At 70.4% G+C, this 19436-nt stretch carries 19 protein-coding genes; 9 read left to right on the top strand and 10 right to left on the bottom strand.

From position 1 onward, the window contains the following. Positions 1 to 141: 141 nt before the first annotated feature. Genes hsaA through AC3DEV_RS03280 form a run of 5 tightly spaced genes read left to right on the top strand, consistent with a single transcriptional unit; the run spans position 142 to position 5270 of the window. Entirely contained in the window at positions 142 to 1317 is a 1176-nt protein-coding gene (gene hsaA / locus AC3DEV_RS03300; RefSeq protein ID WP_119192656.1) for a 3-hydroxy-9,10-secoandrosta-1,3,5(10)-triene-9,17-dione monooxygenase oxygenase subunit, read from the top strand. 31 nt (positions 1318 to 1348) lie between these two features. After that, positions 1349 to 2251 (top strand): iron-dependent extradiol dioxygenase HsaC, encoded by a 903-nt coding sequence (gene hsaC, locus AC3DEV_RS03295; protein WP_154828961.1) that lies wholly within the window; start codon positions 1349 to 1351, stop codon positions 2249 to 2251. 60 nt (positions 2252 to 2311) lie between these two features. Further along, positions 2312 to 2896: a 3-hydroxy-9,10-secoandrosta-1,3,5(10)-triene-9,17-dione monooxygenase reductase subunit gene (gene hsaB, locus AC3DEV_RS03290; protein WP_132062675.1), complete on the top strand. Its 585-nt coding sequence runs from the start codon at positions 2312 to 2314 to the stop codon at positions 2894 to 2896. Then, entirely contained in the window at positions 2893 to 4077 is a 1185-nt protein-coding gene (locus AC3DEV_RS03285) for a hypothetical protein (protein ID WP_488371485.1), read from the top strand. Before hsaB ends, AC3DEV_RS03285 begins: the two co-directional genes overlap by 4 nt. Then, positions 4074 to 5270, top strand: coding sequence for a sulfotransferase family protein (locus AC3DEV_RS03280; RefSeq protein ID WP_488371294.1), 1197 nt, complete (start codon positions 4074 to 4076; stop codon positions 5268 to 5270). Before AC3DEV_RS03285 ends, AC3DEV_RS03280 begins: the two co-directional genes overlap by 4 nt. Here the strand turns inward: AC3DEV_RS03280 and AC3DEV_RS03275 are convergent. From AC3DEV_RS03275 to AC3DEV_RS03240, 8 genes are all read right to left on the bottom strand, one after another. Beyond that, positions 5267 to 6088, bottom strand: coding sequence for an inositol monophosphatase family protein (locus AC3DEV_RS03275; RefSeq protein ID WP_067711783.1), 822 nt, complete (start codon positions 6086 to 6088; stop codon positions 5267 to 5269). The genes AC3DEV_RS03280 and AC3DEV_RS03275 overlap by 4 nt on opposite strands. Positions 6089 to 6111: 23 nt before the next feature. After that, complete coding sequence (locus AC3DEV_RS03270) at positions 6112 to 7245, bottom strand: acyl-CoA dehydrogenase family protein (protein WP_488371293.1); 1134 nt, start codon at positions 7243 to 7245, stop codon at positions 6112 to 6114. After that, positions 7242 to 8243, bottom strand: a complete 1002-nt coding sequence (locus AC3DEV_RS03265) for an acyl-CoA dehydrogenase family protein (RefSeq protein WP_488371292.1) — start codon at positions 8241 to 8243, stop codon at positions 7242 to 7244. The genes AC3DEV_RS03270 and AC3DEV_RS03265 overlap by 4 nt, the downstream gene beginning before the upstream one ends. 16 nt (positions 8244 to 8259) lie before the next feature. After that, positions 8260 to 9429: an acyl-CoA dehydrogenase family protein gene (locus tag AC3DEV_RS03260; RefSeq protein ID WP_488371291.1), complete on the bottom strand. Its 1170-nt coding sequence runs from the start codon at positions 9427 to 9429 to the stop codon at positions 8260 to 8262. 3 nt (positions 9430 to 9432) lie between these two features. Further along, the gene (locus AC3DEV_RS03255) at positions 9433 to 10377 is read right to left on the bottom strand and encodes an enoyl-CoA hydratase (RefSeq protein WP_488371290.1); all 945 of its coding nucleotides are present in this window, start codon (positions 10375 to 10377) and stop codon (positions 9433 to 9435) included. 82 nt (positions 10378 to 10459) lie between these two features. Beyond that, the gene (locus tag AC3DEV_RS03250) at positions 10460 to 11269 is read right to left on the bottom strand and encodes an SDR family NAD(P)-dependent oxidoreductase (protein WP_488371289.1); all 810 of its coding nucleotides are present in this window, start codon (positions 11267 to 11269) and stop codon (positions 10460 to 10462) included. Then, positions 11266 to 12909, bottom strand: a complete 1644-nt coding sequence (locus AC3DEV_RS03245) for a FadD3 family acyl-CoA ligase (protein WP_488371288.1) — start codon at positions 12907 to 12909, stop codon at positions 11266 to 11268. Before AC3DEV_RS03245 ends, AC3DEV_RS03250 begins: the two co-directional genes overlap by 4 nt. A gap of 84 nt (positions 12910 to 12993) precedes the next feature. Beyond that, the gene (locus AC3DEV_RS03240) at positions 12994 to 13848 is read right to left on the bottom strand and encodes a mycofactocin-coupled SDR family oxidoreductase (RefSeq protein ID WP_488371287.1); all 855 of its coding nucleotides are present in this window, start codon (positions 13846 to 13848) and stop codon (positions 12994 to 12996) included. Positions 13849 to 13925: 77 nt separating this feature from the next. Here AC3DEV_RS03240 and AC3DEV_RS03235 point away from each other — a divergent pair, with 77 nt between their 5' ends. Together AC3DEV_RS03235 and AC3DEV_RS03230 are read left to right on the top strand one after the other, a co-directional pair. Further along, positions 13926 to 15173 (top strand): acyl-CoA dehydrogenase family protein, encoded by a 1248-nt coding sequence (locus AC3DEV_RS03235; protein ID WP_488371286.1) that lies wholly within the window; start codon positions 13926 to 13928, stop codon positions 15171 to 15173. After that, entirely contained in the window at positions 15170 to 15976 is an 807-nt protein-coding gene (locus tag AC3DEV_RS03230) for an SDR family oxidoreductase (protein ID WP_488371285.1), read from the top strand. The genes AC3DEV_RS03235 and AC3DEV_RS03230 overlap by 4 nt, the downstream gene beginning before the upstream one ends. Before the next feature lie 13 nt (positions 15977 to 15989). On the opposite strand, the gene AC3DEV_RS03225 is transcribed toward AC3DEV_RS03230, so the two are convergent. Further along, positions 15990 to 16784 carry a hypothetical protein gene (locus tag AC3DEV_RS03225; RefSeq protein WP_488371284.1) on the bottom strand — a complete coding sequence of 265 codons (795 nt, stop codon included), beginning with the start codon at positions 16782 to 16784 and terminating at the stop codon, positions 15990 to 15992. Between the two features lie 96 nt (positions 16785 to 16880). Between AC3DEV_RS03225 and AC3DEV_RS03220 the strand changes: the two genes are divergently transcribed. Together AC3DEV_RS03220 and AC3DEV_RS03215 are read left to right on the top strand one after the other, a co-directional pair. Continuing rightward, positions 16881 to 17462 (top strand): TetR/AcrR family transcriptional regulator, encoded by a 582-nt coding sequence (locus AC3DEV_RS03220; protein ID WP_488371283.1) that lies wholly within the window; start codon positions 16881 to 16883, stop codon positions 17460 to 17462. Between the two features lie 27 nt (positions 17463 to 17489). Further along, on the top strand, positions 17490 to 18659 hold the full coding sequence (locus AC3DEV_RS03215; protein ID WP_488371282.1) for an acetyl-CoA C-acetyltransferase: 1170 nt from the start codon (positions 17490 to 17492) through the stop codon (positions 18657 to 18659). Between the two features lie 87 nt (positions 18660 to 18746). Here AC3DEV_RS03215 and AC3DEV_RS03210 read toward each other — a convergent pair whose 3' ends face one another. Beyond that, positions 18747 to 19373 (bottom strand): hypothetical protein, encoded by a 627-nt coding sequence (locus AC3DEV_RS03210; protein WP_488371281.1) that lies wholly within the window; start codon positions 19371 to 19373, stop codon positions 18747 to 18749. Positions 19374 to 19436: the final 63 nt, after the last annotated feature.

Raw genomic sequence — 19436 nt, 5'->3', positions numbered from 1 at the left:
GGGCGGGCAGGCCACAACCAGGGTGCGTAAGTGCTGGCACAGGGTGCCAGAAGCTCTTGCTCGGCGGCGGTTGCCTGGTGCAAAACTGTAACGTGTTCTAGTCTAGTCCGCATCACCCCCACGAACGCCAGAGAGGTTCACATGAGCGAGTACGCCTCCCACGAGGTCATCGACCGCATCACGGCTCTGCTGCCCGGTTTCGCCGAGCGGGCCCAGGAGACGGAGGACCTGCGCAAGGTCCATCCCCAGAACATCGCGGAACTCGACGAGGCCGGCTTCTTCAAGCTGTGCCAGCCAGCCCAGTGGGGCGGGTACGAGGCGGACATGGAGACCTTCTACACCGCTGTCAAGACCATCGCGACGGCGTGCCCGTCCACCGGGTGGTGCGCGAGCATCCTCGGTATCCACAACTGGCACCTCGCGCTCTTCCCGCAGCAGGCGCAGGAGGACGTGTGGGGCGAGGACCCGACGGTGCGGATCTCGTCCTCGTACGCGCCGATGGGTGCGGCGAAGAAGACCGCCGACGGGTTGGTGCTCAACGGCAAGTGGTCTTGGTCCTCGGGTTCCGACCACGCCGACTGGGTCTTCGTGGGCGGCCCGGTGCTCGACGACAACGGCAAGATGGTCGACTTCTGCACGTTCCTGGTCGAGAAGTCCCAGTACGAGATCCTCGATGTCTGGCACGTCGCCGGGCTCAAGGGCACCGGCTCCAACGACATCCTGGTCAAGGACGCACTCATCCCGGAGCACCGCGTACTGTCCTTCGGTCTCATGGCGGCCACCAAGAGCCCCGGGCTCGAGGTCAACACCAACCCCATCTACAAGATGCCGTGGGGCACCATCCACCCCACCACCATCTCGACGCCGATCGTCGGCATGGCGTTCGGCTGCTACGAGGTGCACCGCGGGCACCAGCGTGAGCGCGTGCGCGCCGCGTTCGGCACCGCGGTCAAGGACGATCCGTTCGCCAAGGTGCGCCTGGCCGAGGCGGCCGGTGACATCGACGCGGCGTGGCTGCAGCTCATGCGCAACGTGCGCGAGGAGCAGGACATCATCACCGCCGGCGGGTACCCGGACATGGAGCTCCGCACGCGCGCCCGCCGCGACCAGGTCCGGGCCACGCAGCGGTCGATCGACGCCATCGGTCTGCTGTTCCAGAACTCCGGGGCCCGCGCCCTGGAGGAGACCTCGCCGATCCAGCGATTCTGGCGGGATGCCAACGCCGGGCGGGTCCACGCCGCCAACGAGGCCACCAAGGCGTACATCATGTATGGGCAGAACGAGTTCGGCGAAAAGGTCACCGACTCGATGGTCTGATCCGCCTCACGGATCGAAAGGACTGGCAATTATGGCGATCAGCAATTTCGGGTATGTCCGGGTCTTCGCCACGGACATGGCCGCCTGGCACGAGTACGGCACGAAGGTGCTGGGTTTCGTGGTGGGATCGGGCGATGATCCCGAGTCGCTCTACTTCCGCATGGACGATCATCCGCACCGGTGGATCATCGTCCCCGGCGAGGAGGACACGCTCTCCGCGGTGGGCTGGGAGTGTGCGAACGAGGGCGAGTTCGAGGACGTCAAGCGGCGCCTCGACGCGGCCGGTGTGCCCTGGGAGGACGCACCTGCCGAGGTGGCGCGCGACCGCAAGGTGCGCGGGCTGATCACCTGTCAGGACCCGGCCGGGTTCACGCTGGAGATCTACCACACCATCGCGCTGCAGCACCGTCGCATCCCGACGCCGTACGGGCACGAGTTCGTCACCGGCGACCAGGGTGCGGGCCACATCGTCCTGTCCACCCCGGACGAGACCGCGGCGCTCGAGTTCTACCGTGACGTCCTGGGGTTCACGCTGCGTGACTCGATGAGCCTGCCGCCGGAGATCGTGGGCCGACCGGCCGACGGCGAGCCCGCGTGGCTGCGGTTCCTCGGCTGCAACCCGCGGCACCACTCGCTGGCGTTCACCCCGTTCCCCAACCCGACCGGGATCATCCACCTGATGGTCGAGGTCGGCACCGCGGACGACGTGGGGCTGGCGCTGGACCGGGCGACGCGTAAGAAGGTGAGGATGTCGGCCTCGCTCGGCCGGCACGTCAACGACAAGATGCTGAGCTTCTACATGAAGACGCCCGGAGGCTTCGACTGCGAGTACGGCTGTGAGGGCGTGCAGGTCGAGGACGACGAGAAATGGGTGGCGCGTGAGTCGACGGCCGTGAGCCTGTGGGGCCACGACTTCTCCGTCGGGTTCAAGTAGCCGCCTAGGCTGGGCCTTGCAGACAGTTCACGAGCCGAAAGTCCAGGGAGGACGACCCACATGAGCAGCACCGACGAGAGCCCGGAGGGCCAGTCCTTCAGCAGCCGTGAACTGCGTGACGCACTGGGGCAGTTCTGTACGGGGATCACCGTCATCACCGCTGTCGAGGACGACAAGCCGGTGGGTTTCGCCTGCCAGTCGTTCTCGGCCCTGTCGCTCGAGCCGCCGTTGGTGCTGTTCTGCCCGATGAAGACCTCGGGTTCGTGGAAGGGGATCGAGAAGGCGGGACGGTTCGTGGTGAACATCCTGTCCGAGGACCAGGAGGACGTCTCCTCGACGTTCGGCCGCCGCGGTGACGACAAGTTCGCGCAGATCGACTGGTCGCCCAGCCCGCTGGGGTCGCCGGTGATCGAGGGCGTCATGGCGTGGTTGGACTGCGAGATCGACCAGGTCCTCGACGGCGGCGATCACTGGATCGTGCTGGGACGGGTCGACAACCTCGGCCCGACCAAGCGCGACATCCGCCCGCTGCTGTTCTACCGCGGTGCCTACCTCAGCATCGAGGAGGACGTGGTCGATCCGACGCCCGAGCAGGAGGAGCTGGAGAACTTCATCACCTCCGCCGACTCCTACACGTGGCTGTGAGCGGCGTGACGGGACCGCTGGCGGGTGCGCTGGCGGAGGCGGAGGAGATCATCCGCTCGGCGCCGCACGTCCACACCGAGGAGGACGTCGCGGAGGGCCTGGACTACCTGCTGGGGACCATCCGGGGGGCCATCGAGACCGGCCAGCACCGCGGGCGAAGTCACCCACAGCTGTTCCAGGCCACGGGCCCGTACACCAAGATGGGCCTGGACAACCCGGACACGCTGTACTTCTACGCCAACCTCACCGACGGCGCCGAGTACGAGATCGAGGGTCGGCGCGGTACCACCGCGGACCTGTCGTTCCAGGTCATGGCCGGGACGTATTCGGCCGACGAGCGCGCCGCGTCGCACGCGGCGTTCGACGACCGTGCCTTGGAGATCGACGCCGACGGCCGGTATCGCTTCCGATTGGGACCGGCGAGGTACGACGACGACGAGGGCGACGCCGGCTACGTGGTGCTCCACCCGGGATCGTCCATGATCGCGGTCCGCGAGGTGTACTCCGACTGGAGCCGTGAGGAGGCCGGGTCGGCGATCATCCGCAGACTCGACACGGTCGGCACCGCACCGGAGCCGGTGACGCTCGCCGGGCAGGAGAAGTTCTACGCCAAACTCGCCGAGGCGCTCGTCGGGCGGCTGCGGACGTGGCTGGCGTTCCCGGAGTGGTTCTTCGGCGACCAGGCCCGCAACACGCTGAACGAACCGCGGCAGACGCCGGGTGGGCTCACCACGCAGTTCTCGTCCGCGGGCGTCTTCGAGCTCGGTCCGGACGAGGCCATGGTGATCTCTGTGCCCGTCGCCGGGGTGCCCTACCAGGGCTTCCAGCTGGGCAGCATGTGGTACGCCTCGCTGGAGTACGTGCACCACCAGACCAGTCTCACCGCCGACCAGGCGCACGTCACCTCCGACGTACTGATCCATCTGGTGGTCTCCGAGCGCGACCCGGGGCTGGCCAACTGGGTCGAGACGCTGGGCCGCCGCGAGGGCATCATGCAGTTCCGTTGGCAGCGGGTGGGAGATCCCATCACACCGGAGCTGGGCCCCACCGTGAAGGTGGTGCCGTTCGATCGGCTCGCCGACGAGGTGCCCGGGTTCGAGGAGTTGCGGGTGACGCCGGAGCAGTGGCGCGAGCGGATCGCCGCCCGCCAGGACGCGTTCGCCCGGAGGGGGCTCTCATGACCGTCTCGGCCGGAGGCGACACCGACCGTGTGCATGTCGGCACCGTCGAGGACCTGCACGCCAGCGCCTCGCGCACGGTCGGACTCGAGGACTTCGGCGACGGCGAGGACGGGCACCGTGAGGCGCTGGGGATCCTGTTGGACTCCCTGCACTCCGACGCGGGCCTGACCCCGGCCGGCAGCAAGTACTGGCGGTCGGTCCTCAAGAGCGCGCTCACCGCCCGGTTGCTGGCGAACGCGGGATTCTCGGCGGACCCGGCCGGGGCGGAGGTGGCGATCGAGCGGCCCGTCGTCGTCACCGGGTTGCCCCGCACCGGCACCACGGCGCTGCACCGGCTCCTGGGCGCGGACCCCGCCAACCAGGGGCTCGAACTGTGGTTGACCGAGGTGCCGCAGCCGCGGCCGCCGCGCGAGAAGTGGGAGGACGACCCCGCCTACGTTGGCCTGCGGGACCTGTACTCCGGCTTCATGGCGGAGAACCCCGACTACGGCGGCGTGCACTACATCTCCGCGGACGACCTCGAGGAGTGCTGGCAGTTGCTGCGGCAGTCGCTCACGTCGGCGTCGTACGAGTGCCTGGCCCGGCTCGACGGCTACTCGCAGTGGCTGGCCGGCGCCGACTGGGTGCCCGCGTATCGGCGGCACAAGCGGAACCTCCAGCTCATCGGGGCGAATGATCCCGAGCGACGCTGGGTGCTCAAGAACCCGAGTCACCTGTTCGCCCTCGACGCGTTGCTCGAGGTCTACCCCGACGCGGTCGTGGTGCAGACGCATCGCGATCCGCGCAAGTCAATGGCGTCGATGTGCTCGCTCGCGCACAAGACCGCCGCGGAATGGTCCACGCGGTTCACCCCGGAGTACATAGGTGAGTCACAGTTGGACTTCTGGGCGCGGGGCGTCGAGACCTTCGACGCCGCCCGCGCGCGGCACGAGGCGGACCAGACGTCACGGGCGACGTTCGTCGACGTCGATCACCATGAGCTGCTGGCCGACCCGGCCGGCGTGGTGGAGCGCGTCTACGGCGCCGTCGGCACGGAGCTGCCGGAGGAGGTGCGCACGGGCGTGGTGGCCGAGAACGACAAGAGCCTGTCCGGCGACCGCGCCCCCGCGCACCGCTACACGCTCGCCGACTACGGGCTCAGCGAGGAGCGGATCGCGGAGCGGTTCGCCGGATACCGCGGCCTGGAGCGCTAGAGGTATCTGCGGACCGCGTCGATGATCGTCTCGGCCACGTCCTGCGTGCACACCAGCAGGTCCGGGAACTCGATCTGCTCGGTGTTGTAGACCAGCTCGGAGCCGTCCAGGGCGCTGGCGTGCAGGCCGCGTTGCTGCACCACGCCCACAGTGGCCGCGGAGTCCCACTGGTGGTGACCGCTGGTGTGGATGTACGCGTCGCACTCACCCTCGAGCACGGTGGCGGTCTTGCCGCCGCCGGATCCGAGGTGGACCAGGGAGGCGTCGAGCTCCTCGGCGAGTTCCTCGGCGAACGCGGGCGGCTCGGCCTCGGAGACGGCGATGCGCAGGCGGTCGTCCTCGCGGGGCGGCACCAGTGGTCCGGGCCGGGGGCCGCGGATGATCGACGTGGGTTGATAGGTGGTGGCGCCGCGCCCGGTGAGGACCCGGCCATAGGCGGGCATGGCGATCGCGCACGCGGTGATGCCGCCGACACCCTCGGGGTCCTTCTCCCACAGGGCCACGTGGACGGCCCAGTCGGGGCGGCCCTCGGTCACGTAGGAGCGCACTCCGTCGAGGGGATCGACGAACCACACGCGGTCGGCCTCCAGCCGGGCGCGGGAGTCGGGGTCCCACTCGCCGAACACGAGGTCGCCGGGCCTCGCCACGGCCAGTCGGTCGATGATGACGGACTGCGCCTCGGCCTCCGCGAACGCACCGAGATCCTCCGGCGCCACCCGTGAGACCCGCAGGTCGGTGAGCAGGCGACCGGCCTGGGCCGCGAGGTCCTCGGCTGACCGCTGGTCATTGGTCCGTCCGTGCGCGGGGAAGGGGCTCATGCGGATGATTCTAGTGGCCCCGGCTACAGCCCCGCTGCGACCTCCAGGGCGGCGAGGAGTTCGTGCGGTTGTCCGAGCAGTTGCGCTGTCCCGTGGGCCCGCTTGAAGTACAGGTGGGCGTCGTACTCCCAGGTGATGCCGACGCCCCCGTGGAGCTGGATCGACTCCCCGGCGATCCACTGCAGGGCCTCGGAACAGTAGACCTTGGCCGCGGCGGCCTCGATCTCCGCCGCGTAGGCCGCCTCGTCGGCGGCGGGCCCGTCGCCGAGTGCCTGCGCCTCGGCGACGGAGGCGGCGGCGGAGTAGGACAGCGACCGGGCGGTCTCGACCTTGACGTACATGTCGGCCATCCGGTGCTTGAGCGCCTGGAACGACCCGATGACCCGGCCGAACTGCTTGCGCTCCTGCGTGTACTGCACGGTGGCGTCCAGCACGGCGCGGGCGGCACCGACCTGCTCGGCCGACAGTGCTGCCCACGCGGCGGCGCGAAGGCGGGACAGGAAGCTCGGGCGGGTGGCGATCGGGGTGGCCACGGCGCCGTCGAACTCCACGCGCGACAGGGTGCGGGTGGGGTCCATCACCGGCACGCGGGTCACGGTGACCCCGGCGGCGTCGGCGGGGAGCTCGAACAGACCGATGTCGTCGCCGGTGACGGCCACGACGAGCAGCGTGGTGGCGGTGTCGGCGCCCAGCACGTGGTGGGCGGTGCCGGTGAGGGTGGTGCCGTCGGCTCGGACACCCGGGGTGGCCCAGCCGTCGAGCCCGGCCCAGCACAGCGCGGCGAGTTCGCCGGCGGCGATCCCGGGCAGCAGACGCGCGCACGCGGCCTCGTCGCCCGAGGCGATGACGGACTGTGCGGAGAGGACCGCGGACCCGAGCATCGGGGAGGGGGTCAACCGGCGACCCAGCTCCTCGCACACGAGGTGGGTCTCGACCCAGGTCGCCCCGGCACCGTCGTGCGCCTCGGGGATCGACAGCGCGGCGGCCCCGATCTGGTCGACCAGCGTCGACCACAGCGCGGGGTCGTACCCCTGGTCGGAGGCGATCGCGGCGCGCACGGCGGCGGAGTCGGACCGCTTCTCCAGCAGCGCGGCCACGGACTGCCGCAGCGCGGCCTGTTCCTCGGTGTCGACGCCGGGGGTGGCGGGGGCGGTCATCGGGCGGCCCCCGCGACCCCGCCGCTCAGCGAGTCCAGCACCCGACCGCGGTGGTAGCTCTGCGTGCCCCACGCCGTCTGCAGGGCGCGGGTCTTGGTCAGCCACAGGCCCAGGTCGTGCTCGAGCGTGTACCCGATGGCTCCGTGGACCTGCAGCGCCGTGCGGGCCGCCAGGTAGGCGGCGTCGGCGACGGCCACGCGGGCGGCGGAGACGTCGCGCACCGCGGCGGCGGGGTCGTCGGGGTTCTCGGCGATCGCCAGGGCGCCGGCCCACAGCAGTGGTCGGGACATCTCCAGCGCGATGGCCACCTCGGCCAACTGGTGCTTGAGACCCTGGTACTCGCCGATGAGCTTGCCGTACTGCTTACGCTGATTGGCGTAGTCGACGCTCATGTCGAGCATCGCCTGACCTAGTCCGAGGAGCTGGGCGGCGGTACCCAGCGCGCCGTGGTTGATCAGGTCGGTGGTGCTCACCGCGGCCGCGCGGGGGCCCACGGTGGGCGTGGCCACCGTGCGGGCCCGGTCGACAGATCGGCGGGTCTCGCCGGCCTCGGCGGAGAACACCTCGTCGTCGTCGGCCACCCACAGGTACTCCGCCACGTGCACGTCGGGCGCGAGCGGCGAGACGCCGGGCACGGCGACCGACGCCAGCGCACCGGAGGCGACGGACTCGGCCACGTCCCCGGAGTCGCCGCCGATGGCGGCGGCGATACGCGGCGCCACCATGACGGTCTCCACGACGGGACCCGGCACCGCGTGGCGGCCCAGGACCTCGAGCGCGGCCACGGCCTCGACCGCGGTGGCCCCGGCGCCGCCGGCGGCCTCGTCGATGAGCAGGGCGGCGGCGCCCGTCTCGGCGACGCGGCCCCACACGGTGGTGCCGGGCGCGGTGTCACCGGCGGCCCAGGAGCGTATGACCGAGGGCATGTCCGACTTGGCCAGCAGCGAGTCGATGCTGGCGGCGAAGTCGACGATCTCGGGATCGAGAGCGAACTGCATGATGAATACCCCGTTCTCAGCCGCGCGGCAGGCCGAGGAGACGCTCGGCGATGATGTTCTTCTGGACCTCGTTGGTGCCCGCGTAGATGGGCCCGGCGAGGGCGAACAGGTACCCGTCCATCCACTGGTCCCCGGCGAGTTCGCCGGCGGGCCCGAGGACGTCCAGGGCGGTCTCGTGGGTCGCGATGTCCCAGTCGGACCAGAAGACCTTGTTGATGGAGGACTCGAACCCGAGGTTGGCTCCGCCGGTGAGCTTGGTGACCGTGTTCCAGGTGCTCAACTCGTAGGCGCGGGAGCCGATCCAGGCGTCCACCACACGGTCGGCCAGGCCGCCCCGGGTGCGCTCGTCCAGGCCGTCGCGGTGGGAGTCCCACAGCTCCAGCAGCCGGTCGGTGGTGGCGAGGAACCGCCCCGGGGAGCGCAGCGAGAGGCCGCGCTCGTTGTTGGCGGTGGACATGGCCACCTTCCAGCCCTGGTTGACCTCGCCGATCACGCCGGACTCGGCGGGATTCGCCGGGTCGTCGGGCACGAAGACGTCCTCGAGGAACAGCTCGGCGAAACCGGGCAGGCCGTCGAGCTGGTCGATCGGGCGCACGGTGACGCCCTCGGCCCGCAGGTCGAACATGAAGTAGGTCAGGCCCTTGTGTCGGGGTTCGTCCGGGTCGGTGCGGAACAGCCCGAAGCCCTTGTCCGCGAACGAGGCGCGGGTGGACCACACCTTCTGCCCGTTCAGGATCCACCCGCCGTCGACCTTCTTGGCGGTCGAGCGCAGGGAGGCCAGGTCGGACCCGGCCTCGGGCTCGGACCAGGCCTGCGCCCAGATGTCGTCGGCGCGGGCCATACGCGGCATGATGTGCGCGAGCTGCTCGGGGGTGGCGTGGTCGAACAGCGTCGGTGCCAGCAGGAAGATGCCGTTCTGACTCACCCGCAGCGGCGCGCCGGCGCGGAAGTACTCCTCCTCGAACACCACCCAGTTGACCAGCCCACAGTCGCGGCCGCCGAACTCCTCCGGCCAGGAGACGACCGACATGCGGGCGTCGGCCATCGTGGCCTCCCACTGCCGGTGGGCCTCGAAGCCCTCGCGGGTGTCCATGTGGGGCAGCGGCTCGGCGGGCACGTTGGCCTCGAGCCACTGTCGCACTTCAAGGCGGAACTCCTCGGTCGCGGCGTCCAGATGCAGGTCCACGTGTCAGTCCTTTCCGGTCTCGGACGGTGCCGTGCCGGTCGTGCCCGTGTTGGCGCTGTCGCGCATCGAGCGGGCGTCCATCCCGCCGAGCGAGGCGGAGAACGAGTCGGTGTCGTCCGGCTCCGCGTTGGCCGAGTGGGCGAACATGTGCCATCCGAACGCGGTGTCCAGGGAGGTCTGCAGACCCATCTGGTCCTCGTTCGAGTTGATGACCTTCTTGGCCAGCGTGAGCCCGAAGGCGGGCATGGCCTTGATCTCCTCGGCGATCGAGTCGACCTTGGACTGCAGCTCGTCGCGGGGGACCACGTGGTTGAGCATCCCCCACTCGAGCGCCTCTGCCGCGCCGAACCTGCGACCGGTGTAGAGGATCTCCTTGGCGCGGCGCGGGCCCAGCACGAAGGCGTGGGCGAAGTACTCGACGCCGGGGATGCCCATCTTCACCACGGGGTCGGAGAAGAACGCGTCGTCGGACGCCACGATGAAGTCGCAGACCCACGCCAGCATCAGCCCGCCGGCGATGCAGGCCCCGTGGACCTGGGCGATCATCGGCTTGGGGATCTCGCGCCAGCGTCGGCACATCTGGACGTAGACCTCGGACTCGCGGGCGAGACGCCGGTCGCCGCCGCCGCGGGTGGTGTGGTCCCACCAGATCGCGGCGCGGTTGGGGTACTCCACGTGGTGGTCCCGCTCGGGGGTGCCGATGTCGTGGCCCGCCGAGAAATGCTTGCCGTTGGCCCGCAGGACGATCACCTTGACCGCGTCGTCCTCGACGGCCCTGATGAACGCGTTGTCCAGCGAGTAGGTCATGACCGAGTTCTGCGCGTTGCGGAAGTCCGGCCGGTTGAGCGTGACGTACGCGGTGCCGTCGGTGACCTCGTAGGCCACGGGCTGCGTGTCCGGCCCGAGGTCGTCGACCCCGAGGACCGGGGGGATGGGTGCATCGGTCATGACCTGGGACTCTCCTTACCTAGCAAGTGCTTGGTTGGTACTGTACCCGACGCCGTGGCGTGCCGCCCCGGGACGCGGGTCGTCAGACCCCGTAGCCGCCGTCCACGTCGAGCTTCTGTCCGGAGATGAAGCCCGCGCGGTCGGAGGCGAGGAACGCTACGGCCTCGGCGATGTCGGCGGCGGTTCCGAACCGACGCAGCGGGATGTTGCCGCGGGTGACCTCGAGCGCGCGCTCGTCGAGGTCGCCGGAGGCGATGAGCCGGGAGGCCATGCCGTCGGTGAGCATTCCCGGGCCCACGCAGTTCACCCGCACGCCGAATCGCCCCTCCTCGGCGGCCAGGCCCCGGACGAGCTGCTCGACCGCGCCCTTGGGGGCGGCGGACAGTCCGTCGCGGACCGGGTAGCGGGTGGTGGCCGCGGTGGTGACGACGACGACGTTGCCCGCCACCGCACGCAGGTGCTCGAGCGCGGGGCGCACGATCGCGAAGAACCCGCCCGCGTCGTCCTCGAGCTGTCGACGGAACTCGGACGGTGCGATCCGGGACAGGTGTACCATGGGCACGTGCGGACCGGCGCAGTGGGCCAGCACGCGGATTCCGCCGTGTCGGGAGGCGATCCCGTCGATCACCCCGGCCACCTCGTCGTCGTTCCCGTCGGCGTCTCCGTCGTCGCCGTCCCGCCCCGGGGTGAGGCGGACGCACTCGACGGTCCGGGATCCCTCCGCGGTCAGTTCGTGCGCGAGGTCGACGGGCTCGGTCGACCGGTACCCCAGCACCACCGGCGCATCGGGGAACTCGGAGGTGAGGCGGCGTGCGACCGCCGCCCCGATCCCGCCGGACGCGCCCGTGACCACCACCGCGCCGGCTCCGCCGGGCCCGCCCGACTCGGTCATCGGAGCTCGGTCTTGAGGATCTTGCCCGAGGCATTGCGGGGGAAGCCCTCGACGAACTCGACCGCGCGCGGTCGCTTGAAGTTGGCCAGGTGCTCGGCGGCGAAGTCCTTCACGTCCTGCTCGGTGAGCCCCGACCCCTCGCGACGGACGATGAAGGCCTTGCCGACCTCGCCCATCCGCTCGTCGGGAACGCCGATCACCGCGGACTCGACGACCCCGTCGATGCGGGCGAGGGCCTGCTCGATCTCGGCCGGGTACACGTTGAACCCGCCGGTGATGTACATGTCCTTGAGCCGGTCGGTGATGCGGAGATTGCCGCGGGAGTCGATCTCCCCGACGTCACCGGTGTGCAGCCAGCCGTCGGGGTCGATGGTCTCGGCGGTGTTCTCCGGGTCGTCGAGGTAGCCCTGCATGACCATCTCGCCACGGGTGAGGATCTCGCCGGACCCGCCGATCCGGATCTCCATGCCGGGGTAGGCGCGGCCGCAGGTGGTGGCCACGGTGACGTCGTCGTCGTCCGCGGTGGTGGTGGTGATGAACCCCATCGTCTCGGTCTGCCCGTACGCGGTGAGCACCGTCTCCAGCCCCAGGTCGGACTGCATGCGCTCGACCAGAACCACGGGAACGACCGAGGCGCCGGTGACGGCCAGACGCAGCGAGGACAGGTCGTACGCGCTGCGGGACGGGTCGTCGAGCAGCGTCTGGAAGATGGTCGGCGCGCCCGGCAGCACGGTGGCACGCTCGGTCTGGACCAGGCGCATCGTCTCGGCGGTCGAGTACACGGCCAGCGGGATGATGGTCGCGCCGAACAGGGTGCACACGAGGAAGCCGGCCTTGTACCCGAAGCTGTGGAAGAACGGGTTGACGATGAGGTAGCGGTCGTACTCGGTGAGCCCGCCGTTGGAACCCCATGCGCGCGCGCCGGCGACCGTCTGGCGGTGCAGGGCCACGACGCCCTTGCTCTTGCCGGTGGTGCCGGAGGTGAACAGGATGTCGGCGACGTCGTCGCCGGTCACCGCGTCCGCACGGCCGTCGGCCTCGGCGAGCAGGTCCTCGGTGGCCAGCGCCCGGAGGTCGGCGAAGTCGAGGAGGTGCACGTCCACGGGGTCGGCGTTGATGCTGTCGGCGTGGATGCCGTCGGCGGGTGCACTGTCGAGGGGGATACGGACGAGGGTCCGCAGGTCGGTGGCCCCGGCGAGGGTGTCGCCCGCCGCCCCGCGCGCGGCCGCGGCGAGGTCCGCGATCCGATCGGACCCGAGGAACGGTCCCGCGACCACGGCCGCCACCGCGTGGGTGCGCTGGATGATCTCGAGCGTCTCGCTCCCGGTGTAGCGGGTGTTCGCCGGGACCACGGTGCCTCCGACGTACTGCACGCCCAGAGCCGCGACCACCCAGTGGCGGGTGTTGGGCGCCCAGATCACCACGCGATCGCCGGGGACCACCCCGCGGGCGACGAGGCCGGCGGCGAACCGGCGGACCTCGTCGAGCAGCTGCGCCCACGTCCAGCGGGTGTCCTGTCCCGGTTGGACGTCGGCGATCGCCTCGCGGTCCGCCCACGTCAGGGCCGCGCGACGAAGGGCGGCGGGCGTGGTCTCGACGGGAGTGCCCTGGGCGGGCGTGGTCTCGGCGGTGGGATTCATCGCGGACTCCTCGGTGGGGCTGCGGGGGTGGCGCACGCAACTCTACCAAGCAAGTGCTTGGTCATTCTTGATCCGCGCGTCGAGCTAGTACTTGAGCGCACCCCGGTCGACGGTGAGTTGGACCCCGGAGATCGATCGCGACCCGTCCCCGGCGAGGTAGGAGACCACCTCGGAGACCTCCTCGGGCGGCATGAAGTCGGCAAGGGTGCTCGTGCCGTCCACCCGGGCGTTCTTCAGTGGCATCGGGGCGAAGCTGTGGAGGAACGACGGGAAGCGGCCGAAGAGCTCGGCCATCCCCTCGGGATCGATCATCGGCGTGGCCACCGAGTAGGGATGGATCGAGTTGACGCGGATGCCGAACTCGCCCACCTCCAGCGCGAGCGCGTTGGTCAACGCCACCAGGCCGGCCTTCGAGGCGGAGTAGTGCCCGTTGCCGGGCGTCGCCTTGAGGCCCGCGGACGAGCTGACGATGATGATCGACCCGCCGCTGCCGGCCTCGATCATCGCCGGCACGGCCGCGCGGATCGTCCGCCACGTCCCGCTGAGGTTGACGCCGATGACGGTGTCCCAGTCGTCCTCCGGCATCTCCCACAGGCGGCCCCAGCTGAGGACCGCGGCGTTCGCGACCAGGATGTCCAGCCGTCCGAAGGTGTCGATCGTGCGGGCGACGAGGTCCTGCAGTGCGCCCAGGTCCCTGATGTCGAGCACCGCCGAGAGGGCGCGCTGACCCGTCTCCTCGATCAGGCGGACGGTCTCGCCCAGGTCGTGCGGTGTGGGGGCGGGGTAGGTGGCGGACCCGGACACCGGCGCGCAGACATCGGAGACGACGACGTCGGCGCCCTCCGAGGCGAGGCGGACCGCGTGGGCCCGGCCCTGGGCGCGGGCGGCTCCGGTGATGAAGGCGACCTTGCCGGCCAGGGGCTTCGAGGGGGGAGTCATGGGCTCATCCAAACCGATGGCGGCGTGGGCGGAGGCCGGATCCCACGAACCAAGCAAGTGCTTGGTAGTGTGGCCCCATGACCGAGAGCACGGCACCCGAGAAGTGCAAGCCCGCGTCGGAGATGACCGATGACGAGTTCGCCGCGGAGTTCCGCACCTGGCTGGACGCCAACCTCGTCGGCGAGTTCGCCGAGATCAAGGGCGTCGGCGGCCCGGGGAGCGAACACGAGTTCTTCCCCCAACGCCTCGCCTGGGAGCGGCACATGGCGGCGGCCGGCTGGACCTGCGTCGGCTGGCCGGTCGAACACGGTGGACGCGGCGCGTCACTGAGCCAGCAGGTGCGCTTCCACGAGGAATACGCCAAGGCCGACGCACCGGCGCGGGTGTCGCATCTCGGCGAGACGCTCCTCGGCCCGACCCTCATCGCCCACGGGACGCAGGAGCAGAAGGACCGGTTCCTGCCGCGGATCATCGACGTGACCGAGCTCTGGGCGCAGGGGTACTCCGAGCCCGGCGCCGGATCCGACCTGGCCAATGTCGCCACCACCGCCGAGCTCCGTGAGGACGGCAAGTGGCACCTCAACGGCCAGAAGGTGTGGACCTCGCTCGCGCACCTCAGTCAGTGGGTGTTCGTGGTGGCCCGCACCGAGGTGGGCACGAGCCGCCACAAGGGGCTGAGCTTCCTGCTCGTCCCGCTCGACCAGCCCGGCGTCGAGATCCGCCCGATCCAGCAGTTGACCGGCACCAGTGAGTTCAACGAGGTCTTCTTCGACGACGCCGTCACCGACGCCGGGATGATCGTGGGGGAGCGGGGCGACGGGTGGAAGGTGGCCATGACCCTGCTCGAGTTCGAGCGCGGGGTCTCCACGCTGGGCCAGCAGGTCGGTTTCGCCCGCGAACTCGACGAGATCGTGGCCATGGCCCGCGCCAACGGCAGTGCCGAGGTGCCGGCCGTGCGCGAGCGCATCACCCGGGCGTGGATCGGGCTCAAGGTGATCCGGGCCCATGCGCTGCGGACCCTCGCCGAGCGCGACTCCTCCGGCGGCAACGCGTCCGCGGCGAAGTTGCTGTGGGCCAACTGGCACCGCGACCTCGGCGAGCTCGCGATGGACGTGCAGGGGGCCAGGTCGCTCACCGGGCCCACCCACACCTCCGAGGGAGCCCCCAACGACCTCCGCGACCCGGAGAACGTCGAGTTGGCGCTGTGGCAGCGACTCTTCCTCTTCACCCGCTCCGACACCATCTACGGCGGATCCAACGAGATCCAGCGCAACATCATCTCCGAGCGCGTGCTCGGACTACCCCGAGAGGCCAGGCCGTCATGACCGAGCGCACATCCCCCCTCGCAGTCGTCCCCACCGAGACCCCCGGACACGGACTGCTCAAGGGCAAGAAGGTCGTGGTGACCGCGGCCGCCGGTACCGGCATCGGCTTCTCCGCGGCCCGCCGCGCGGCCCTCGAGGGCGCCGACGTCCTGGTCTCGGACTTCCACGAGCGGCGTATGGGCGAGGCCCGCGACGCGCTCGCCGCCGAGTTCCCCGACCAGCAGTTCGAGGCGCTGGCCTGCAACGTCCAGTCGACCTCGGACGTCGACGCGTTGATCGCGGGGGCCGCGGAGAAGCTGGGCCGCATCGACGTGCTGGTCAACAACGCCGGCTTCGGTGGCGAGGCCGAGCTCGTCGACATGGCCGACGAGGACTGGGACCGCGTCCTGGACATCACCCTTAACGGGACCTTCCGCGCGACGCGTGCCGCGCTGCGGTACTTCCGCGACGTGCCGCACAACGGAGTGATCGTCAACAACGCCTCGGTGCTCGGCTGGCGCGCGCAGCGGGCGCAGGCGCACTACGCGGCGGCCAAGGCCGGCGTCATGGCGCTGACCCGGTGCTCGGCCATCGAGGGCGCAGACTACGGCGTGCGCATCAACGCGATCGCCCCGTCCATCGCCCGCCACAAGTTCCTCGAGAAGTCCGCGTCGTCCGAGTTGCTCGACGAACTCGCCGCCAAGGAGGCCTTCGGCCGCGCTGCCGACGTGTGGGAGGTCGCCGCGACCATCGCCATGCTCGCCAGCGACTACACGACCTACCTGACCGGCGAGGTCGTCTCCATCTCCTCGCAGCGGGCCTGACGGACGCCGCGGGTCAGGCGTTCCGGACCTTCTCGGCCTGCGCGGCGAAGAGCCCGAGGGCGGTGTCCCGGGCCTCGTCGGAGATCGGCCCGTCGGTGCCGGACGCGGTGACGGAGATGCCGAGCCCTCGGACGACTCCCGTGATCATCACGTTCGAGGTCCGGATCGTCTGCCCCATCATGTCCATCGAGTTGTCCTGGACCACGGCCGCGAAGTCCTCGACCCCCTCCGGCGCATCGACGTCGAGCAGCGAGTTCGTCGCCTCGGTGACCATCTCCTCGCCCTGCAGCGGGAACGTCACCGTCATGACCGGGCAGTCAATGATCTGCTGGGCCCGCGCGGGCAGCCCCTCGGTCACCCGGGTCACGGCCACGGCGATCGAGGTGTCGCGGAGCTGGCCGGCCTGGATCGCCATCGCGCCCGGCTCCGACTGCGCGCCCAACCCGTCCTGGCTGAGGTCGGCGCACTGTTCCGGCTCGACCCGGACGTCGGAGGTGAACGCGCCGAGGGCATCCATCCCTCCGGCGATCTCATCGGCGGGGACGGGCTGCAGACCCACCTCCGGGGCGTCCTCTGCGGTGAGGACGAGCTGCTCGACCTCTGACGCCGGCGGGGTCGATCCCGCGTCGCCGGGCTCCTCAGGTTCGGCGGACCCGGCCGCCGCGGTGGTGGGGGAGGCGCCGCCCTCGCCGTCGTCGCCCCCACCGATCGTGCAGGCGGAGAGGGCGAGGGCGAGGCCGAGTGACGCCGACGCCGCGAGGACCCTACGGCCGTGACGGCGGGACGGGGAGGTGATGGTGGAGCGCATGCCGGGCAGTCTAGGCGCGCCCATCCACGTCCCGGCAGATCATCATTCGAACACGGTCTCGGTACCTAGCAAGTGCTTGGTTGGTAGGATGGGCGCATGACGAGTACGACCAGGCGTGAGGAGCTGCTGTCGATCGCGGCCGGGCTCTTCGCCGAGCGTGGACTGAGGGCGACGACCGTCCGCGACATCGCGGACTCCGCCGGGATCCTGTCGGGAAGTCTCTACCATCACTTCGCGTCGAAAGAGGCGATCGTCGACGAGATCCTCCGCGGATTCCTCGACGCACTCTTCGGCGAATACCGTCGAATCGTAGAAGCCGGCCTCGGCCCGCGGGAGACACTGGAACTGCTGGTCCGCGCCTCGTTCGAGGCTATCCACCGCGACCGGAACGAGGTCGCCATCTACCAGGACGAACTCAAGCACCTGCGGGGAAATTCGCGATTCGACTACCTCCGCGAGCGCAACACCGAGTTCCGCGAGATGTGGACCGACGTGTTGACGCGGGGGATGGCAACCGGCGAGTTCCGCGATGACCTCGACGTGAGGCTCACCTACCGCTTCCTGCGCGACACCGTATGGGTCGCCGTGCGCTGGTACCGGCCCGACGACGAGAACGACCACGCGGCCATCGCGGACCAGTACCTCAACATCGTGCTCGACGGCCTGGCCGTCGGCTGACCTTCCCACCCCTTCCCGAGGAGACATATGACCAGCGTGACCGGCCGCGAGGCCTACGTTATCGACGCCGTCCGGACGCCCGTCGGCAAGCGCGGCGGCAGTCTGTCCGGACAGCACCCGGCCGATCTGGGCGCGCACGTCATCAAGGCGGTCGTCGAGCGCACCGGCATCGACCCGGAGGTCGTCGACGACGTGATCTTCGGCTGCGTCGACGCCATCGGCCCCCAGGCCGGCAACATCGCGCGCTCCGCCTGGCTCGCCGCCGGGATGCCGCTGGGCGTGCCCGGCACCACCGTGGACCGCCAGTGCGGGTCCAGCCAGCAGGCCATCCACTTCGGTGCGCAGGCGATCATGTCCGGCACCCAGGACGTGGTGCTCTACGGTGGCGTGCAGAACATGAGCGCCCTGCCCATCTCCTCGGCCATGCTCGCCGGCCGCGAGTACGGCTTCGACGACCCGTTCACCGGTTCCACCGGCTGGGTCGAGCGCTTCGGCTCGCAGGAGATCTCGCAGTTCAACGGCGCGCAGATGATGGCCGACAAGTGGGACATCTCCCGCCGCGAGATGGAGGAGTGGGCGCTGCAGTCCCACACCCGGGCCCGCGCCGCGATCGCCGAGGGGCGGTTCGCGGGCGAATACGTGCCGATGGCCGGCCTCGAGGCCGACGAGACCACCCGCGAGACCACCCTCGAGAAGATGGCGTCGCTGCCCGTGTTGGTCGAGGGCGGGTCGCTGACCGCCGCCGTGGCCTCTCAGATCTGCGACGGCGCCTCCGCGGGGCTGCTCGCCTCCGCTCAGGCGGTCGAGAAGTACGGCCTGAAGCCCCGCGCCCGCATCCACCACCTCACCGTCCGGGGCGACGACCCGGTGATGATGCTGTCGGCACCCATCCCGGCCACGAGGTGGGCGCTGGAGAAGACCGGCCTGACGATCGACGACATCGACGTGGTGGAGATCAACGAGGCCTTCGCCCCCGTCGTCCTGTCGTGGATCAAGGAGATCGGTGCCGACCCCGCCCGGGTCAACCCCAACGGCGGCGGCATCGCACTGGGCCACCCGCTCGGCGCCACCGGCGCCAAGCTGTTCGCGACCCTGCTGAACGAGCTCGAGCGCACCGGCGGCCGCTACGGCCTGCAGACCATGTGTGAGGGCGGCGGCACCGCCAACGTGACGATCATCGAGCGCCTGGACGGCTGACGGCGCTGACCCCGAGGACGAGACGGGCCCCGCACCGGCTGGTGCGGGGCCCGTCTCATGGCGTCGGCGCGCCGACGCGGTGAGGGGTCAGTTCCCGGTATCGGTCTCGCCGAGCGCGGAGGACAGGACCGCGAGGTCGAGCTCGCCCTCGGCCTCGCCGCCGGCTCCGCCGAGCACGGCGGATGCGGTGCCGAGCAGGTCGCCCTCGCTGCCGGAGGCGACGCTGCCCATCACTGCCTCGAGAGGGTCGCCGACGATGAGGAACGGGTTGATCCCGGGCGCGTCATCGGAGGCGCAGTAGGTGACCAGCGCGTAGACGTTGGAGTCGACGGTGGCGGAAACGGTGGCCGACTCCAGACCGAGATTGGCGAAGGTCCCCAGGAGCACGGCCGGGGAATCGAGCGTCTCAGACGTCAGCAGCTCGACCCCCGGGGCGTCACTGACGTCCTGCAGGGTGGCCAGGAGGTTCGTGGAGGTGGCGGTCGCGAGTTCTCCGGCGAGAGCGGCGGCAGTCGAGGTCGGCGCGAGGAGCGCACCGCAGGCATCTCCGTCGATGATGCCGTCCCCGTCCAGCGTGAACGTCACGGAGACGGTGTTGCCGTCGGTGGCGGTGTCGGTCGTGGTGGCCATGGCGACGCCGGCTCCGGCGACGGTGAGGGCGGCTGTGGCTCCGAGGACGACGGCAGCGCGGCCGACGGTGCGGGGAATGGTCATGGGGTCTCCTGGGGGAAGAAAAGAGCGGGGCCGCCGGGTGCGGACGCGCGTCACACGCTAGAC

The organism is Dietzia sp. IBK-p2-15D (assembly GCF_057773105.1).
The sequence above is the reverse complement of the archived record's forward strand: the minus strand, read 5'-3'. Positions and strand labels throughout refer to the sequence as shown.

Coding starts and splice junctions, on each gene's coding strand:
- hsaA (WP_119192656.1), top strand. CDS start 142: ATGAGCGAGTACGCCTCCCACGAGGTCATCGACCGCATCACGGCTCTG.
- hsaC (WP_154828961.1), top strand. CDS start 1,349: ATGGCGATCAGCAATTTCGGGTATGTCCGGGTCTTCGCCACGGACATG.
- hsaB (WP_132062675.1), top strand. CDS start 2,312: ATGAGCAGCACCGACGAGAGCCCGGAGGGCCAGTCCTTCAGCAGCCGT.
- AC3DEV_RS03280 (WP_488371294.1), top strand. CDS start 4,074: ATGACCGTCTCGGCCGGAGGCGACACCGACCGTGTGCATGTCGGCACC.
- AC3DEV_RS03275 (WP_067711783.1), bottom strand. CDS start 6,088: ATGAGCCCCTTCCCCGCGCACGGACGGACCAATGACCAGCGGTCAGCC.
- AC3DEV_RS03270 (WP_488371293.1), bottom strand. CDS start 7,245: ATGACCGCCCCCGCCACCCCCGGCGTCGACACCGAGGAACAGGCCGCG.
- AC3DEV_RS03265 (WP_488371292.1), bottom strand. CDS start 8,243: ATGCAGTTCGCTCTCGATCCCGAGATCGTCGACTTCGCCGCCAGCATC.
- AC3DEV_RS03255 (WP_488371290.1), bottom strand. CDS start 10,377: ATGACCGATGCACCCATCCCCCCGGTCCTCGGGGTCGACGACCTCGGG.
- AC3DEV_RS03250 (WP_488371289.1), bottom strand. CDS start 11,269: ATGACCGAGTCGGGCGGGCCCGGCGGAGCCGGCGCGGTGGTGGTCACG.
- AC3DEV_RS03245 (WP_488371288.1), bottom strand. CDS start 12,909: ATGAATCCCACCGCCGAGACCACGCCCGCCCAGGGCACTCCCGTCGAG.
- AC3DEV_RS03240 (WP_488371287.1), bottom strand. CDS start 13,848: ATGACTCCCCCCTCGAAGCCCCTGGCCGGCAAGGTCGCCTTCATCACC.
- AC3DEV_RS03235 (WP_488371286.1), top strand. CDS start 13,926: ATGACCGAGAGCACGGCACCCGAGAAGTGCAAGCCCGCGTCGGAGATG.
- AC3DEV_RS03230 (WP_488371285.1), top strand. CDS start 15,170: ATGACCGAGCGCACATCCCCCCTCGCAGTCGTCCCCACCGAGACCCCC.
- AC3DEV_RS03225 (WP_488371284.1), bottom strand. CDS start 16,784: ATGCGCTCCACCATCACCTCCCCGTCCCGCCGTCACGGCCGTAGGGTC.
- AC3DEV_RS03220 (WP_488371283.1), top strand. CDS start 16,881: ATGACGAGTACGACCAGGCGTGAGGAGCTGCTGTCGATCGCGGCCGGG.
- AC3DEV_RS03215 (WP_488371282.1), top strand. CDS start 17,490: ATGACCAGCGTGACCGGCCGCGAGGCCTACGTTATCGACGCCGTCCGG.
- AC3DEV_RS03210 (WP_488371281.1), bottom strand. CDS start 19,373: ATGACCATTCCCCGCACCGTCGGCCGCGCTGCCGTCGTCCTCGGAGCC.